This is a genomic window from Candidatus Latescibacter sp. (assembly GCA_030692375.1).
Classification (GTDB): domain Bacteria; phylum Latescibacterota; class Latescibacteria; order Latescibacterales; family Latescibacteraceae; genus JAUYCD01.
In genome coordinates, this window is sequence record JAUYCD010000035.1 from 1 (window position 1) to 16,802 (window position 16,802).

Below are 16,802 nucleotides of genomic sequence, written 5' to 3' on the forward strand. Positions count from 1 at the left end.
CTGAAGCCGAATCAGTGGCAGTCGGTTCTCCCGCATGCCAAGGTAGTAAGTTCGCGCGGCGAGAATGCAGGTCATGTTCAAGTCGATATGGCGCAACCAGCAGACGAGGCGCCAGAGCGATTCAAAGCACGCTTAGATGAAGAGTTGAAGACGATCCGCTTCTACCTACAGTCGCAAAAACAGCAAATTGAAGGCTTCAATGCTGGCCTACGTCCACAAATTCTTGCCGCAGTTAGCGCAAGGCGAGGACGGATACAGAAACACGAAGGCTTACAGGACGTCATGGGCATCCCCTTGAAGCGCAAAGAAGGGGCACCCGCGTTTGCGCCCGTTAAGATTGCCAGAAAGCTTGTTCGTCCGTTGCCACCGCCACCCAAATCCGGATATAAGCCCGAGCCTGGAATTACGGAAGAAGACTATTCGCACATCCTGTCTGTGATTCGGCACGAGGGTAGAACCTTCGAGACAACTCCTAAGACCTACGCCGTCCACGATGAAGAACAACTTAGAGACATTCTTCTAGCACATCTGAACGGCCACTATCAGGGTGACGCTACCGGAGAGGCATTTCGGCGAAGCGGCAAGACGGATATTCGCATTGAGGATGACACCCGTGCCGCTTTCGTAGCTGAGTGCAAGATATGGAAGGGACAAAAGGAATTATCCCAGGCCATCGATCAGCTTCTTGGGTATCTAACTTGGCGCGACTGCAAGGCTTCGATCGTAGTATTCAACAAGCACAACGCGAAGTTCAGCGGAATCCTTGAAAGTGTTCCAGGGGTCTTTGAGGCTCACCCCCGGTTCAAGCGTTCACGCGGGGCCGAAGGGTCTGGCGAGTGGCAGTTCGACATGACATCTCGTGAGGATGAAGGGCGACAGGTGCGCATTCATGTGTTCGTCTTCAATCTCTTCGTGGCGTAGCCGCCCAACTAGTAGCTGCACCGGACGCGCTGAAGCGCGCTGGTGAGCATGACGTTAGGCCCAAATATAAGAAAGAAAATCAATGGAAATAGCCAAAAAGATAATCAGCGGTATTTTTCAAAAAAACTATGAACTTGGAGAAATAGATGATTCTATATTCATTCAGATAATAAAATCAGGCATAGAGAAAGCAGGATCAACAGATAGAATAAATACTTTATATAAACATTCATTGATAGAGTATGTCAATATTTGGATTGAAGATGTAAAAGAAGGGGAGGATGTTGAAAAGGAAAAGAAAAAAGCAAAAAAAACATTTATTGAATACTGGAATGATGCAACATAAAATGGCCTGACCCGGCGGTTGCAGCCGACCGCCTTTAACCTATGCGATTTATTTTTCGATAGCAGTGGTAGGTGAACCATAGAAATTTATATAATAATCTTTGCCCTCCGTCCACCCGGCATCACCCAAACAGCCTTCTCAAACTCCTTGAACTGATGCAGAACCGCAAACCTATACCGATAATCAGGCAGTTTCCGAATCATCCACCCTTAGCGATACGCCGGAAGACAGAAAACATTATGACAAGAAGAAACAAATATAAGCTTGCTGTTACGAATAACGTCCTGCTATTTACTGCAGGGGTTGTTTGGATATGTGTGGGTACAGTGCTTTTGTTTTTGGCATTCTCATGGTTATCAAATGCCTCAAAGGTGAACAGTTATGTGTTCGTGGGTGCCGGGGTGCTATTGGCATTAATTGCTCACCACTTTGGCTTTTTGAAAATAGTAGATAAGAATTTAGAAAGAATCCTTTCTACTGATGAGAAGAAATGCTTTTTCTCCTTCATTCCTTTGAAAAGCTATCTGATTATTGTGGTCATGATCGTAATGGGAACGATGCTGCGTCATTCAGCTATCCCAAAGCAGTATTTAGCGATTTTGTATATAGGTATCGGTTTGGCTCTACTATTGTCGAGCGTGAGATATATAAGAGTCTCTTTTTGGAGAAATTAGCCCCGCGGGGAACTTCGAACATTCTTATCATCCGGTTGAAATGTATGATCATTAACATAATGGGAAAACCGTTCGAAAGTCAAATCATTCGATTCATTCTGGGCGGGCTCAGCACTACTGTTTTGTATGCGTATATCGTAAGAAATTTGTTTTTCAAAACCGTGTAAATACGCATATTACCTATGGTATAAAATTTATCGCTTTACAGATATTTCTTTTGTGTCTCGGCAACGTCATTCTATTTACCGGCGTTGATGTTTTTGGATTTCACTATTTTCTGGTTACCGTGGTCATGTCGATTTTTCTGGCCTTTCTCAACTTTGTGCTCATGAAACTGCTTGTGTTTACCTGATTTCCCGAAAGCGCATGGCGCGATAAAAAGAAGGCGAGTTGTAAACTACAGCCCCCTATCCCTCGATCCCTTTCCCCCGAAAGGGGGCAAGGGAAGTTGCTGTTCCACGGTCAATTCCTGCCCCCTCCGGGGGAAGGATGTCCGAAGGACACGGGGTCCCCGCTTGTACGTAGTACATGCGGGGTGAACTAAAGGGGGCTGCTTCCAACAATCTCGACTTATACAAAAGACTCTTTTCAAGAAAAAATTACCTTATGTTCTGCCCGGATAATCGTGTTTTAGTGGTCATTCCCGCTTACAATGAAGCGGGGAGGATCGGAAAAGTCGTGCACTCGGTGCAGCATGCGCTTCCATCCGTCAATGTTCTTGTGGTGAATGACTGCTCAACCGATTTTACCGAGCAGGAAGCCCGTGAAGCCGGGGCGACGGTGCTATCCCATCCGGTCAACCTCGGGTACGGCGCCAGCCTGGAAACCGGATATTTATATGCTTCCCTTCACGACTTTGATATCGTATGCCAGATGGATGGCGACGGCCAGCACCTTGCTGAGGAAATCCCATCAGTACTGTCCCTGGTGATGGATGGGAAAACCGATATCGCCCTGGGAAGCCGTTACATTTCCGGGAAAAGCAGCTACCGCACGCCGCTGGTTAGAAGAATGGGGCAAAGGTTTTTTGCCCGGATTTTTTCTCTGATAACCAAACAGAAGGTTACTGATCCCACTTCCGGTTTTCAATGTTTGAATCGAAAAGTTTTTGAATGGTATGCCGAGGGGCATTTCCCCCGGGATTTTCCGGATATCGATGTTCTGATAGCCGCACATTTTGCCGGTTTCCGTTTGATGGAGGCGCCTGTGTCTATGAAAGAGCGTGAAGGCGGGACTTCCATACATTCAGGATTAAGGCCGTTTTACTATTTCTTCAAGATGATTCTTTCTGTATTTATCGTGTTATTGAATCGCAGGAGGTGGAATACCCATGTATCCTAAACAAATCGCTGTTTCTCTCATACTCAGTTTTGCTTTATTGATTCTTATCATCCGTCTTATCCAGAAGGGCAGATTGGATATCTCCTACTGCTGGATCTGGCTGGGTGTGGGAATCATCGCTCCGCTCATCGTGCTGAAGTACACCTGGCTTCTCTGGGTAACTTCTTTCATCGGCGCCATGACTCCGACCACCACCCTTTTTCTTTTTTCCATCCTGGTGCTCTTTCTCATGTGCCTGCAATTTTCCATTGTCATTTCCACCCAGCATCGCCAGATTAAAAAGCTGACCCAGGAACTAGCGCTTCGGACGAAAAAGGAATAGTATGCGCCTGACTCTGGTTTCCGCCCCTCTGACCATGGAAGAGCGCTATGGATTGTTCTCCGGCGCCGGAAGCAGCCAGCCTTCCTTCGGACTGGTGTGTCTTGCCGCGGCCGCCGAACAGGAGGGAGTAAAGGTTTCGGTGATCGATGCATCTGCGGAGAGCCTGTCGAAAGAACGGGCGCTCCAAGCAGTCCTCAAGTCCGGCGCCGATGTGGTGGGAATCAGCTCGACCACCGCGGGCATTTCAGCTTCCGGGGAGCTTGCAGAAAAAATCAAACAGGCCCGGCCCTGTTCAGTCATTATCGGGGGCAGCCATGCGACCGCCATACCGGAAGAGACGCTCACAGAATTTCCGGGCTTCGATATGGCAGTTGTCGGCGAAGGAGAAGACACCCTCCGGGAAATTCTCCGCGCTTTCGGGGAAACCGGCTCGCTTTCGGAAACTGCGCCCGGTACAGCCGTACGCATAAATGGCGGCATCCGTGTCAACCCGCCTCGCCCCCTGATCATGGATCTGGATTCCCTGCCCATGCCCGCCTGGCATCTCATCCGGGGCTTTCCGCAGACATTCCGGCCATCTCCCGCCCGGATGAAACGGTTCCCCTGCGCTTCTCTGGTTTTTACCCGGGGGTGTCCGAACCGCTGTCATTTCTGCGATCGCTCGGTATTCGGTAACCGGGTGCGCTCCTACAGTCCCGCAAGGGCGGTCGCCATGCTGAAAGAACTCAGGCAGACCTATGGTGTGAAGGAAATTCTTATCGAGGATGATACTTTTGTCACTTCCAGGACATGGGTCATGGAGTTCTGCGGGAAACTGCTTGCGGAAAATATCGACATCACCTGGTCCTGCCTGGGCAGAGCTGACCGGGTTACTCCCGAAATTCTGAAAATCATGAAACAGGCCGGCTGCTGGCACATATCCTATGGCATCGAAAGCGGAGATGAACAGATACTGAAAAATATGGGAAAAGGTGAAAACCTTTCTCACATCGAAGATGCCGTCCGTCTCAGCCGTGCAGCGGGCATCAAAACCAAGGGATTTTTCATGGTCGGATTCCCGGGCGAAAGCGAAGATTCCCTCCGCCGTACCAGGGAACTGGCCTTAAAGCTGCCGCTCGACGATATATCGGTGATGCAGCTTACCCCCTTCCCGGGGACTGCCATATACTCTTATGCTTCACAGTATGGAACGTTCGAGCGGGACTGGCGGAAAATGAATGTCATCACCACTGTTTTCACGCCGCATGGTTTTACACCCGGAGATATGGAAAAGGCTCGTTCACGCCTTCTTGTCGCTTTCTATCTCCGCCCCGGAATTATTTTGAAAAAATTGGCGGAAGTCACTGCCAGACCCCGTCTTCTTCCTTACATGATTCAGGGTTTTCTGGCTTTTCTGAAAGTTGTGCTATCCACAAAAATCGGGAATAAGAGAAGGAATAACGATACGCATGTGTGAAGCAGTCCCCCTGGTTTCTGTGGTTGTGGTCTGTTTCAACGGACTGGATATTACCCGACAGTGTCTGAAAAGCATCTTCAGTCAGGATTACCAGCCCCTGGAAATAATCGTGGTGGATAACGGTTCGCAGGAGGATATTTCAGGTATGGTATCGAGGGAATTCCCCCGTGCGCGCCTTATCCGGCTCCCGGAAAATATAGGATTCGCCGGGGGCCATAACCGTGGAATTGAGGCGGCGCAGGGAAAGTATGCAGCGATAATCAATAACGACGCGGTGGCTTCTCCTGCTTGGATACGCGCCATGGTTGAAGAAGCGGGAACCGATGAACGAATCGGAGCAGTATCTACGATAATCATGGATGGCAGCCGGCCGGGTTTTCTCGATTCCTGCGGAGTGGGAATCGCCCTTGATGGGATGTCACGCCAGGCGATGAGAGGGATGCGCCCGCCGGTGCTGGAGAGTCCCCGTGAAGTTCTCCTGGCGAGCGGATGCGTCTGTCTTTTCAGAATGGAAGCGCTCCGGATTACCGGCCTTTTCGACGAGTCGTTTTTTGCCTATTGCGAAGATACCGATTTAGGGCTGCGTCTGCGCTGGGCAGGGTATCGGGCGGTCATCGTTCCTGGTGGAGAAGTAACACATTACTCTTCGATGACAGCCGGTAAATTCAGCATCCGGAAAATATTCTGGGTGGAAAGAAACCATTTCTGGGTTGCGGTGAAGAATTTCCCCTGCCCTATTCTCTTCTTGGTGCCCTTTGTCACTGTATGGCGGTTCATGGTGCAAATGTATGCAGTTGCTTCCGATACCGGAGAAGTACGGGGATTTACTGAAAAAACAGGGCTGGGAGAGATCGCAGCCGCTGTTTTAAGAGCACTCTTGGCAGCCCTGGCCGGTATTCCTCTCATGCTGCGGCGGCGGAAAGCGTTAGCCGGGAAAAGGAAAATCAGCAGCCTTCAGATGATGAAACTGATCATGCGATTTCGGATGCCGATAACGGAAATTATCCTGGGAAAGAGTTCAGGATGACACGTGTCATGCCGAACTTGTTGCCGCTTCGCGGGAACGATAAACCGTTTCGGCATCTAATTTGAAAAGATAAGTTTTTACTTCCATCTAACTGGAGCCACCGTTCCCATCAGGGGAAATGCGGCCATGTACATGAGCAAAAACAGCTCGTTGAGTATAAACCGATTCCATTGTACAGACAGCTTCAATGTCGTTTGTACCTTCCGTGCTACTATCCCGTCCAGCAAGGTTTTCCAGAGAAATGACAAGAGAAACACCATGAAAAGAATAGGTATGAACGGTGAAACGACCAATGTGAGCACCAGAAGCAGATGATAGCCATACATGACTACTCCGGCGAAGATATGGAAAGGCTCAAAAAATTTTCCGGTGGACATATGCCGGAGCCGCTGTTTGAGAAAAGCGGAAAATGTCCGGGGCGCTTCGGTGTAGACGTGAGTCGCAGGATCGGGCTGAGTGACAGCCTGGCCCGGATGTGAGTGCTGGATACGGTGTAAGAGCAGGGTGTCGTCGCCTGAAAGGATACGGGCGCTTTCACCGTAACCGTCAAGCTCAAGGAATAGATCCCTCCTGAATCCAAGGTTACGGCCGCTGGCATGGGTCCCGTGGCCGAGAACAATGCTCCCCGCAGAAAGGGCCGCATTCCAGAGATACTCATGCCGAATAAAGGAATTAAGTATCCCGGGGCTTTCATAGTAAGGAGCAATTCCGGCGACTATTCCAACTCCCGGTTCAAATCTGCGCACCATACCGGAAATCCACCCTTCCGGTACAATGCAGTCGGCGTCTGTCTCAAGGATAATTTCACCCTGCGCATACTGTATTGCACTTGCCAGGGCGTTTTTTTTAGGAGAGATTTCTTCCGGTACATCGTCAATCCTGATAACCCGAAGCCTGGGCCAAATTCTGCCTGCCTCCGCGAGCAGCTCGGATGTACCGTCGTTGGAACGGTCATCCGCGACGATGACTTCATAATGCCCGGCATCATAATCCTGATGTTTCAGTGCTTTCAGGCAGGAAACAACGGCATCTTTCTCGTTATGAGCGGCAATGACCACACTTACTGAGCGGCATTCAGATGATTTTCCGCTCTGCACTTTCCTGAGAGCGATCATGATTACCCCCAGGAAAATCGCATAAACCAGGCCGCCGGCCACAGTAATTATGATCAAAGGATGCATATACTCGTTTTCCGTATAGTATACACGATGAGGCATATCCAGAAATTTGAGATTTTTTCCTGTTAAAATATGATGATCCGGCAAAAAGTAATTTTAACATTATTTTCTGGTGTTTTAAACCTCACCCCCTGTCCCCCTCTCCTAGTCAGGAGAGGGGGTAACTCGTTACGCGCCTTGTTCCTACCCTCTCCTATTTAGGAGAGGGTGGCCGAAGGCCGGGTGAGGTTTTCGTCAAATCAGAGAGCTTTTTAATACTTTTTGCCGGATCGTCAAATATGGATTATAATTCTCAGCAAACCTTGACATAAGGTATGAGATTGTATATTATATACAAAAAAGTTTCAAAGAATCCTTTAAAAGGGATTACTATGCAAAGGCAAGTCTGGCAAAAAATAAATTGGAAAATCAAGCATTAGTATGATAAAACCCCCGTTTACCGTTCTCATTTTGAAAAATTCTCATCATCCGATTACCATACGGGTAAGCGTCTTTTTTTTTCTTCTGATTTTCGTCATTCTACCCATCATGATCGCCCTTACCGGTTTCGGTATTTCGTTGGCATGGAAAGGGATTGTAGTTAAGTCCGCCATCTTTTCATCAGGGCATGCGCCATCACTTTCGCCTGACCAACTCGCCGTAAAACCGGTCACTGCCTCACCTGGAACACCGGTTAGTGCGAATACGCCGGATATTTCCGACCTGTTCGTATCCCGTCAGAAAAACGGCAGGATGGAGATCACCTTCTCTCTCATCAATATTCCCTCCCGTGAAAATACCTACATCTGGGCGGTGACCAATCCGGACGAAGTTTCGACGGGCGAGATGGCAATCGTTCCACGCAGCCCCATTTTCCGCGGATTCCCTGTTGATTATCGCAATGGGATTCTTTTCGACCGCAGTGTGGGAAAACAATGTAAAATCATCTTGTCCGATGAAATCACCGGCATCGTGGTTAAGAAGATACGAATCCTTGTGTATTCTATGGCAGGAAAGGCACTTGTGAATAAAGAGTTCACCATCAACCAGAATTAAAAAGGCTTGTGAATAATCCTGTTTAATTGTAAAACTGTTCACTTTAACGAAAAAGTACAAGATTTTTAAACCACGAACCACACGAAAGGCACAAAAAATGATTTTATCAAAAAGCAAATTTCGTGTTTTTCGTGATTTTCGTGGTTAAATGAACTGTATTGTGTTTAATTGATAGATGCCGAAACAAGTTCAAAACAGCTAAAAATATGGTTGTTTCAAATGGCGGCACGATTCATATTATATGTGGCGATTTCATAAAAATAACCGATGCCTTGGGTTCCATAGTTTTCAGGACTGATAAATGAACAGTTTAGTTGATTTTTTTAAAAAGAAAGTAAAACTCATACGTCTAGGCAGGCTTCCCATGCCCGAGGATTCTCCTCCGGTCGACATGACCAGAATCCTGCTGAATCCAAGAAACATACTGGTCATCCCCTATAACCGCATGGGAACAATCCTGCTCGCCACCCGTGTATTCAAAACCATCCGCGACCGTTTCCCCGCATCAAAAATTACCGCAGCGGTGCACAGCGCCTGGGGTGTTCTGATCCAGAATGACCCGACCATAAATGAAGTTGTCACGTTCGGAGATGAGATCGAAAACCCCCACTCCACCAAATTTCAGTCCGTCGGTGAATCTCTGGCTGGGCGCCAGTTCGATCTGGCGTTTTTTTTATCCTTTCAATTTGACCTGAACATGGCTTACCTGACCCGGCTTTCCAATGCCGCGCTCCGTGTGGCTTTCCGGAATGATAATGAATATTCATTTTTCAATGTGGAAATCGTTCCGGCTTCCGGAAACCGTTACGAGGTAGAGCGGTACCTGGAGATGTTCCACACACTGGGCATCACGGGCAGTTTCCGGGATTATACCATGACCGTCAGCCCGGAAATCCGCGAAAAAGTGCGTCTCCGGTACTTTCCCGGCGGACACGACCCGCTGAAAAATGTGATAATCGGATTCGATCTGACCAAGGAAACGGTCGGCGAACCCATCTCACGGAAAAATGCCGAAGCAGTGGTCAAAGTCCTCGTCAATGAACTTGATGCGACTGCAATCGTATTCTACGAACCGGGAAAACGCCATGTTGCATCGTCGCTCAAAGGGGTATTCGGCAAGAAGATCATGCTGATCGAAGACAGACCGGTATCCCTGGTCGCGGGTCTGCTCTCTTTATGCTCGTTCGTAGTTACCCACAACACCGATCTTTTCCAACTGGCGGTGGCGCTCAAGATTCCGGTTATGAGCATCCTCACCAAAAAGGAAATGGTGCAGTGGTCACCCGGTGAAAACGAGCATATTATCCACATCGAACACTCCGCCCTCGCCTGGCCTTCCTCCGCCATAATCTCCCAGACCGGTAAAAAACTTCTGAAGCAGAAAAAGCAAGAAAAGATTATCTGAACCACTGATGCGCGTGATGTGAATGATTGCCCTGATTAGATGCCGAAACAAGTTCGGCATGACACGTGTCATCCTGAACTCGTTTCAGGATCTAAATGCTCAAAACATGTGCAATTATTTATGTCGCCATGTATAAATCACACAAATCACCGGTTCAGACAATCTTTTCATTTTTCATCCCTCAAACCACTGTTTCAAATTCTGGATGAGCATCGGCAGGCTGTCCGCCCGCATGGTTCTTCCCGGCAGCGAGCGTTTGAATGTGGCGCCATAGCGCGTGGTTGTAACCCGGTTATCAAGGATGATCACCGCGCCCTTGTCATTACGGCGGCGGATGAGCCTTCCCGCTCCCTGACGGAGCTTGATGGCCGCTTCCGGGACGGAAAACTCGATGAACGGATTCTTTCCCGCTTTCTCGATCTCCTCCATCTGCGCCTGCACGATGGGTTCGGTTGGCACCGCAAATGGCAGGCGCACCATCACCACAATCTCTAGCGATTCTCCCGGCACATCCACTCCCTCCCAGAATGAATCGGTTCCGAAGAGCACCGAATGTACATCGTCCTGAAACCTTCGCAGGATATGGCTGCGGGAGCCTTCCACTCCCTGGGCGAGAAGGGTAACCCCATACCGTGCGAACGGGTCATGAAGCTCGTTGAACGAACGCTGCAGGTGGCCGCGCGAAGTGAACAGAACGAGCATCCCCCTCCCTACCTCACGGGCGAGCTCCAGGAGTACCTCGTTCGTCCTCTCGATAAAGTCCTCCGCTTTGGGCGAAGGCAGAAAAGAGGGGATGACTACAGCGGCCTGACGGTCATAATCGAAGGGCGAAGGAGCGATGAATTCGGTTACCCGCTCACGCTGATCGAGATTGAGTCCGAGGCGGTCGCGAATGTAGGAAAAATCATTTGCCACCGCGAGGGTCGCCGAGGTCATGATCACCGTTTCCATGTGATCGTAGAGACCGGCGGCCAGCTTTTCGGCCACATCGAGCGGGGCGCTCTGGATTTTGAGGGAATAATAGGAGCCGTTTTCGCCGTATTCGAACCAGAAGACGTTTTTTCCGGAGGCCGCGCTCAAAAATTGGAGATCGTTTACCACCGCCTGAAGGTCCTCTTTGGTTTTTTCGAAGTCGATCAGGATATCCTCTTTCTGTTTGAGCCGGTTCGAAGATACTCCGGTGATGAAATTGAAAACCTGCTCGGCCGCTTCGATGAGTATGGTCAGCGCCCCGGCGAAATCCTCGACCGCATCGCTGTTCGATGTAAAAACAGGACTTTCAGGGTAATAACGGAGTTTTCCCTCGTGCATGCTTTCGTTCTGGCTTACGGCGGCAAGCACCGAAGCGGTCATGCGTTCGAAGAATTCCTGTGACCGTGACCGGGTAAGCTGCGCCGCCTCGATGGCAGCATCGATGAGAGGGATGTATGTTTCAAACTCAGGCCATCCCTTCACTATCTCACCTATCCATGAGGAGATGACCGCCAGGGCGCCGTGGCCTCTCCCCTCGCTCTTCGTGTGAAGACGGTTGAGAATCCGCCTGATGCGGTAATAGGTAAAAGACACCCCCAGGAACCTGATGGCCTGCTTTTCCAGATTATGAGCCTCATCGAACACAATCCGGCTGTATCCGCCCAGAACTCCTCCGTCGGAAACCATGTCGGAGAAGACGAGCGAGTGATTGACGATGATGAGGTGCGCCCGCTGGGACGCTTTACGGATGCGGCTCACAAAGCACCGGTCGCGAAACTGGCATTGCGCCCCCAGGCAGAATGCGCTGTCGGAGTTGATGCGATCCAGAAGCCCGGTCTCATACAGCATCTGGATGAAACCGGTTTCTGAGATATCCCCGGTCACCGTGGTGTGAAGCCAGGCGGCGACAGGAAGCACCAGCGCCCGCTCCGCTTTTGTCAAATACTGCTCCGGCGTTTCCACCAGGCGCTTCCAGCGGTTCAGGCATATGTAATTCCCCCGTCCTTTCAGAATGACCGCCCGGAAGGGAAAATCGAGAATGGCGCCGAGGAGCGAAATGTCTTTATAAAAAAGCTGTTCCTGCAGGTTTTTGGTGTTTGTGGACACTACCACACGATCCCGGGCGGTTTCTGCAAAGAGGACAGCGGGCAGAAGATAGGCGATGGATTTCCCCGTTCCGGTTCCCGCTTCGGCGAGTATGATCTCGGAATCGTTGAACGCGCAGGTAATTTTCATTGCCATGTCAATCTGGCCGGTACGTTCTTCATAGGCGTCATATATCTGAGACATCCGGCCGCCTTTCCTCAGAAGGGAGGCCACATACTGCGGGTCAACCTTCGAGGATTCAGGTTCTTTAGCTGGTTCATCGCCGGAAAAATCACCATACATATTGTCAATTTTAGCGGCGACAGGCGGTGAAAGCTTCTTCAACTTCATCGGCGCTGTTTCATTCATCCGCTCCAGGAGATGCGCTTCAAAAACATCGCGGAGGCTGCTCCCGGTACGGCCGGCGATGGCGGTCATCTCGTTGAGCAGGCTGTCCGGAACCATGCGGAGCATTTCGGTGAGCTTGAGGAAAATCTGCGCGGTAACACGGGCGTCATCGAGGGCGCGATGACGGTTTTCGCATTCAAGCGAGAAAAACTCCATAAGGCTGTCCAGGCTGTATGAGGGAAGCATGGGGAGAAGAATGCGCGCAAGCTCGCAGGTATCCAACGAGGAACCGAAATTACCCATTCCGGCCGCGGAGCGGAGAAACGCCACATCAAATCCCACATTCTGACCCAGCACCCGGTAGCCGGAAACAAAATCGAGAAAGGAAGGGAGCACCTGATGGATGTCGCCGGCGTTGTGCAGATCTTTTTCGGCGATCCCGGTCAGCCGTGTGATATGGCCGGGCACCGGCTTTTCGGGTTTGACCAGCTCCGAATATTCGGCGGTGATCACCCCCTTGTCCACTTTCACCGCGCCGATTTCGATGATCTCGTGAAGATCGGCTTTGAGTCCGGTGGTTTCAATATCCACCGAAACGAATGTATCGTATCTGAGCATGATTCTTTGGCTTTATTCAGGGTTTCTGTTTCTCTCAAAGATTGTCTGAACCACTGATTTATGTGATGCATATGATAAAAGATGATAAAAAGAAGTCTGAAGCCTAAAATCTATACCTCACCCGGCCTTTGGCCACCCTCTTCTATTCAGGAGTGGGTAAAAACATGGCCCGCCGTGAGTTACCCCCTCTCCTGACTAGGAGAGGGGGATAGGGGGTGAGGTTTAAAAAGCTGAGTAGAAAATAATATTTCCTTTATTGCCGGATCTTCATCCTTCATCCTTTTCCCTGCGCAGGTTCATGACCCGGTCCAATTCTTTCACCGCCATGTCAGGCGTTATTGCTTCCATGCACTTCCTGGTTTTCAGGCGGCATGGAGTCTGCCCGTGCACACTGCACGGGCTGCACGGAATCCCTGAATGGAGAACAGCCCCGTACGGGTATCCCGGTACAAATCCCAGGTCCGGGTGTGTGGGGCCGAATAGTGCGGTAAAAGGAGTGTCGAGCGCTCCGGCAATGTGCATAGGCCCGCTGTCATTGGTCACCAGTCCGTCGAGACGGCTGATAATCCCAATTGTGAGAGACAGATCGCCGCCCGCCAGGGATGAAGCATTTCTCCGCATCATTTCCCTGATGTCGTCGATGTACCCCTGATCTGCATTATCGCCGATGAAAACCGGCGTGTCGCCGCGGACTAAGAGCTTATCCGCCAACTGCGACCAGGAGGCTTCCGGCCAGCGTTTCATCGGATGCCGCGAACCGGGCGCGAGACCGATCAGTTTTCCGCATTCGGATTTTCTGATTTTCGTAATAAGCTGCTGAGAAGCATCGAGTACATCTTCCCCCGGTTTCAAACGGGGGAGAACCCGTGTAGAGATTCCCAGGGGCCGAAGGATTTCCAGATAGCTTCCAAGCGCATCGAACTTTCTCCGGAAGCGGTTCCGTGACCAGATCATGAGCCGGCGGCTCAGAGAATGCTTTTGTACCGTAAGCTTGAGAGGAGCTTTCAAGAGGGAAGAAACAATCCTGCTCCTCAGGGAGCCGTGAAGATCGATAACTGCACTGAAATGGTTGCCGAGCATGCGTGCAATACGGAAGGGAGTCTCCCCGCCGTTGATACCAATCAGGTTATCAATCCGCCTGTCGCCTGCAAAAACAGGCGCATAGACCGCCCTGGTCAGCACAGTGAGCTGTGACCGGGGAAATTCGCGCCGGAGGGCTTCCACAACCGCTGTTGCCATCACAACATCCCCGAGCGAGCTGAACCGGATGACAAGGATATTCTCCATGCCTTCTCAATCATGCCTTTCCTGGATGCGGCCGATAACTTCCTCCCCTTTGCGGTAGGAGCCCAGCACCTTGAGAAAACTGGCAATTTCTTCCAGGTGGTTGATCGCCCGCTGGATAACTTCCTGACGTATATCGCCGTTAAAATCGAGATAGAACAGGTATTCCCAGGGAGTTCCCGGTATAGGCCGTGATTCGATCTTGTAAAGGTCGATGTCGCGGAGGGCAAAAACACTGAGGCTTTTGAACAGCGCTCCCGGTATGTTCTTTGTGCTGAAAACAATGGAAGTCTTGGAATTATCCGCCTCTTGTTCGAGAGACCGCGAGAGAATCAAAAAACGGGTGAAATTCTGGTGATTGGATTCGATTCCCGACTTCAGTATCTCCAGACCGTAATCGCGCGCCGCCTGTGCGCTGGCAATCGATACCTCGCATTTCGAGCCGGTTTCACGAATCCGGCGGGCTGACCCTGCTGTGTCATACACACTTATCAGTTCAACCCCTTCCAGTTGTGCGAGAAAATCCTTGCATTGGGAAAGCGCCTGGGGATGGGAATACACTCTCCTGATATCCTCCAGCTTCGTTCCCGCGTTGACCAGAAGGTTGTGCACAATACGGAGTTTGATCTCGCCGATAATGACCAGCTCATGTGCCAGGAGAAGGTCATAATTTTCGTGGATGCTTCCGGTGAGGGAATTCTCTATAGGTATGATTCCGTATTCCGTCTCGCCTTCGCTCACCGCATCGAAAACCTTGGAGAATGAAGGTTTGGGAATCACGGTTCCATTACCGTCGAAGTACTCGCAGGCCGCGACTTCGCTGTACGCTCCGAGCTCTCCCTGAAATGCCACACGTTTCGTGATCAGCATTTTTCCTCTTTTTTCTTTGCGGCCAGAGTGGTTATCATTTCAAGGACGCTGGGCACCAGGTCCAGAATGTGGTTGATTGCGGGCTCGCGGTTCTTTACCGGGAGAAGCTGCGCCTTCCCCTTTGACACCACAACAAAAGCGATGGGTTCGATGGAAACGCCAACTCCGGTTCCCATGCCCGATCCTTTCTGGCCGGATTCATTTACTCCCCCTCCGGCGCCAAATCCGAAACTGACCTTGGAAACGGGAATGATGACCGAATCCTCGCATTGTACAGGAGAACCGATAACAGTTTCCGCCCGAACCGTTTCCTTGATCTGCTCCATAATAACTTTCACTACTTCGGTAATATCCATAGTTATGCCTCCTGTGCATTGAGAGTTTGGCCGGCAACGGCAAATGCAGTCTCGGGATTTTTTCTGAAAAGCCGTATAAATTTTATAAGGTGCAGCCAGAAAAGGTAATTCCGAAAGGTCAGTTTAAGAGAGGCCTCACCGGCAAAAATCTTCCTGGAGAAATCCCATTCCGGCTGTATGGTGCACGATTTCGGCAATACGCTGTTTACTGCGAAGATGATGCCCACAATTTTGCCGGTCAGCGACGGGTCAGCGAAACCAAGTGAAAGACGCGCTCGGATGTAATCAATCCCGATCAGCTCCCGGACCGCGCGAAAAGCCATTGCGGCATATTTCTTGTATTTCCCCGCCTGACACCATTCTGCGAAACGCTCCGTAAAAGACCTGGCGGGAGGCTTGACTGCCTTTTCTTTTTTCATTTTCGCCTGTTTCTGTCTGGCTTTTGCCTTTCTTCTCTCACGGAGCCTTCCTGCAGCGGCAGTGATTTCCACCCCAGTCACCTGTTTCGGGCCAAGAAACAGAACAGCCCACAGGCGGCCATGATCGAACTTCATGCCTCCGCCCGCCAAACCGTTGAAAAGCATGACTCTTCCGGAAAGAACCGCTCTCGCATTGGAGCCTCCGGACGCCGAAAAAAAGAGCTTCATAGGAAGGAGAAGCGCCATGAAGATCACCGCGATCAGAACACACAGAACGATGAGGATATATGAAATCATAACGCACCGGGCTTTCTTTGACTCTTTATTTTTTGGAAATCCTGTACAAATCAGTTATTTTTACGAAATGAAACGGTTTCACCGTTCCCGTGAAGGGGCTAAGGAGAATTTCTTCTGTGAAGACATGCATTCTGTTTTTATTGGTAATATTCCCCGTAGTTGTTTTTGCCGAGACTCCCGTGGGGGCCGTCCGGACGGACTATGACATTCTTGAATCCTTCTATTCCGAATGTGTCCGCGCCATTATCACCTATCCCGTCGCCGAAAAAGGGAAACCGGTTAGAATTTCCTTTACGGAAGGGATCGTTCCGGAAAAAAAACTGCGCATTCTCACCGAAGCCATTCTTACCGCCCAGGGATTTTCCATCACCGAGGACGACAGTAAAGCGGAGTATCAGCTTTCTATTCTCATTCATGAAGCATGTATCACTCTTCAGATAAAAAACCGCGAATTCATACGGGATGTTTCACTGCGAATGTATGCCAAATGCCTCGATTCGTCCGGTGTTGTTCTCTATGCCGATGAATTCGGGAAAAGCGGCTCCGATACGCTTGCAGAGTCCTCGCTTCATGCCGCCGATACAGGAAGCCGTTTTTCGAACGGCACCAGAAGAACGATTCTCGGAGAAAAGCCGGGGAAATTGAAGATTCTCTCCTTCCTTTCCATGGCCGCCGCACTGGCATATTTCGGATTAAAACAGTGATGATTAGGCAAAAAGTGTTACAAAGTCTTCAGTTCTGTCGAAACCTCACCCGGCTTTCAGCCACCCTCTCCTAATTAGGAGAGGGTAAAGACATGGCCCTCGGTGAGTTACCCCCTCTCCTAATTAGGAGAGGGGGCTAGGGG

The 16,802-nt window shown here is 50.3% G+C and carries 16 protein-coding genes; 10 read left to right on the top strand and 6 right to left on the bottom strand.

Going from position 1 to position 16,802, the window contains the following annotated elements; all coding sequences use genetic code 11:
* From Q8O92_02250 to Q8O92_02280, 7 genes are all read left to right on the top strand, one after another.
* On the top strand, positions 1 to 921 hold a 921-nt coding region (locus Q8O92_02250), incomplete at its 5' end, for a hypothetical protein (GenBank protein MDP2982135.1).
* An 82-nt stretch (positions 922 to 1,003) separates the two neighbouring features.
* Positions 1,004 to 1,267, top strand: a complete 264-nt coding sequence (locus Q8O92_02255; protein ID MDP2982136.1) for a hypothetical protein — start codon at positions 1,004 to 1,006, stop codon at positions 1,265 to 1,267.
* A gap of 239 nt (positions 1,268 to 1,506) precedes the next feature.
* A complete protein-coding gene (locus Q8O92_02260) occupies positions 1,507 to 1,941 on the top strand; it encodes a hypothetical protein (GenBank protein MDP2982137.1) in 435 nt (144 codons plus the stop codon).
* Between the two features lie 606 nt (positions 1,942 to 2,547).
* Entirely contained in the window at positions 2,548 to 3,282 is a 735-nt protein-coding gene (locus Q8O92_02265) for a glycosyltransferase family 2 protein (GenBank protein ID MDP2982138.1), read from the top strand.
* Positions 3,272 to 3,604, top strand: coding sequence for a DUF2304 domain-containing protein (locus Q8O92_02270; GenBank protein MDP2982139.1), 333 nt, complete (start codon positions 3,272 to 3,274; stop codon positions 3,602 to 3,604). Before Q8O92_02265 ends, Q8O92_02270 begins: the two co-directional genes overlap by 11 nt.
* A 1-nt stretch (position 3,605) precedes the next feature.
* Positions 3,606 to 5,060 carry a radical SAM protein gene (locus Q8O92_02275; protein ID MDP2982140.1) on the top strand — a complete coding sequence of 485 codons (1,455 nt, stop codon included), beginning with the start codon at positions 3,606 to 3,608 and terminating at the stop codon, positions 5,058 to 5,060.
* Positions 5,053 to 6,087, top strand: a complete 1,035-nt coding sequence (locus Q8O92_02280) for a glycosyltransferase family 2 protein (GenBank protein MDP2982141.1) — start codon at positions 5,053 to 5,055, stop codon at positions 6,085 to 6,087. The genes Q8O92_02275 and Q8O92_02280 overlap by 8 nt, the downstream gene beginning before the upstream one ends.
* 77 nt (positions 6,088 to 6,164) lie before the next feature.
* Here the strand turns inward: Q8O92_02280 and Q8O92_02285 are convergent, their stop codons facing one another.
* Positions 6,165 to 7,268 (bottom strand): glycosyltransferase, encoded by a 1,104-nt coding sequence (locus tag Q8O92_02285; GenBank protein MDP2982142.1) that lies wholly within the window; start codon positions 7,266 to 7,268, stop codon positions 6,165 to 6,167.
* A gap of 417 nt (positions 7,269 to 7,685) precedes the next feature.
* Between Q8O92_02285 and Q8O92_02290 the strand changes: the two genes are divergently transcribed.
* Together Q8O92_02290 and Q8O92_02295 are read left to right on the top strand one after the other, a co-directional pair.
* Positions 7,686 to 8,300 carry a hypothetical protein gene (locus tag Q8O92_02290; protein ID MDP2982143.1) on the top strand — a complete coding sequence of 205 codons (615 nt, stop codon included), beginning with the start codon at positions 7,686 to 7,688 and terminating at the stop codon, positions 8,298 to 8,300.
* A 301-nt stretch (positions 8,301 to 8,601) separates the two neighbouring features.
* Positions 8,602 to 9,705 carry a hypothetical protein gene (locus Q8O92_02295; protein ID MDP2982144.1) on the top strand — a complete coding sequence of 368 codons (1,104 nt, stop codon included), beginning with the start codon at positions 8,602 to 8,604 and terminating at the stop codon, positions 9,703 to 9,705.
* 174 nt (positions 9,706 to 9,879) lie between these two features.
* Here the strand turns inward: Q8O92_02295 and Q8O92_02300 are convergent, their stop codons facing one another.
* The 5 genes from Q8O92_02300 to Q8O92_02320 all read right to left on the bottom strand — a co-directional run bounded on the left by Q8O92_02300 (position 9,880) and on the right by Q8O92_02320 (position 15,955).
* Positions 9,880 to 12,729, bottom strand: coding sequence for a helicase C-terminal domain-containing protein (locus Q8O92_02300; protein ID MDP2982145.1), 2,850 nt, complete (start codon positions 12,727 to 12,729; stop codon positions 9,880 to 9,882).
* Positions 12,730 to 12,996: 267 nt separating this feature from the next.
* A complete protein-coding gene (locus tag Q8O92_02305; protein ID MDP2982146.1) occupies positions 12,997 to 14,016 on the bottom strand; it encodes a glycosyltransferase family 9 protein in 1,020 nt (339 codons plus the stop codon).
* Positions 14,017 to 14,022: 6 nt separating this feature from the next.
* A complete protein-coding gene (pheA, locus tag Q8O92_02310; GenBank protein ID MDP2982147.1) occupies positions 14,023 to 14,883 on the bottom strand; it encodes a prephenate dehydratase in 861 nt (286 codons plus the stop codon).
* Positions 14,877 to 15,239, bottom strand: a complete 363-nt coding sequence (locus Q8O92_02315) for a GerW family sporulation protein (protein ID MDP2982148.1) — start codon at positions 15,237 to 15,239, stop codon at positions 14,877 to 14,879. The genes pheA and Q8O92_02315 overlap by 7 nt, the downstream gene beginning before the upstream one ends.
* Positions 15,240 to 15,241: 2 nt before the next feature.
* Positions 15,242 to 15,955: a hypothetical protein gene (locus Q8O92_02320; protein ID MDP2982149.1), complete on the bottom strand. Its 714-nt coding sequence runs from the start codon at positions 15,953 to 15,955 to the stop codon at positions 15,242 to 15,244.
* 116 nt (positions 15,956 to 16,071) lie between these two features.
* On the opposite strand from Q8O92_02320, the gene Q8O92_02325 reads away from it, so the two are divergent.
* Positions 16,072 to 16,659: a hypothetical protein gene (locus tag Q8O92_02325; GenBank protein ID MDP2982150.1), complete on the top strand. Its 588-nt coding sequence runs from the start codon at positions 16,072 to 16,074 to the stop codon at positions 16,657 to 16,659.
* Positions 16,660 to 16,802: the final 143 nt, after the last annotated feature.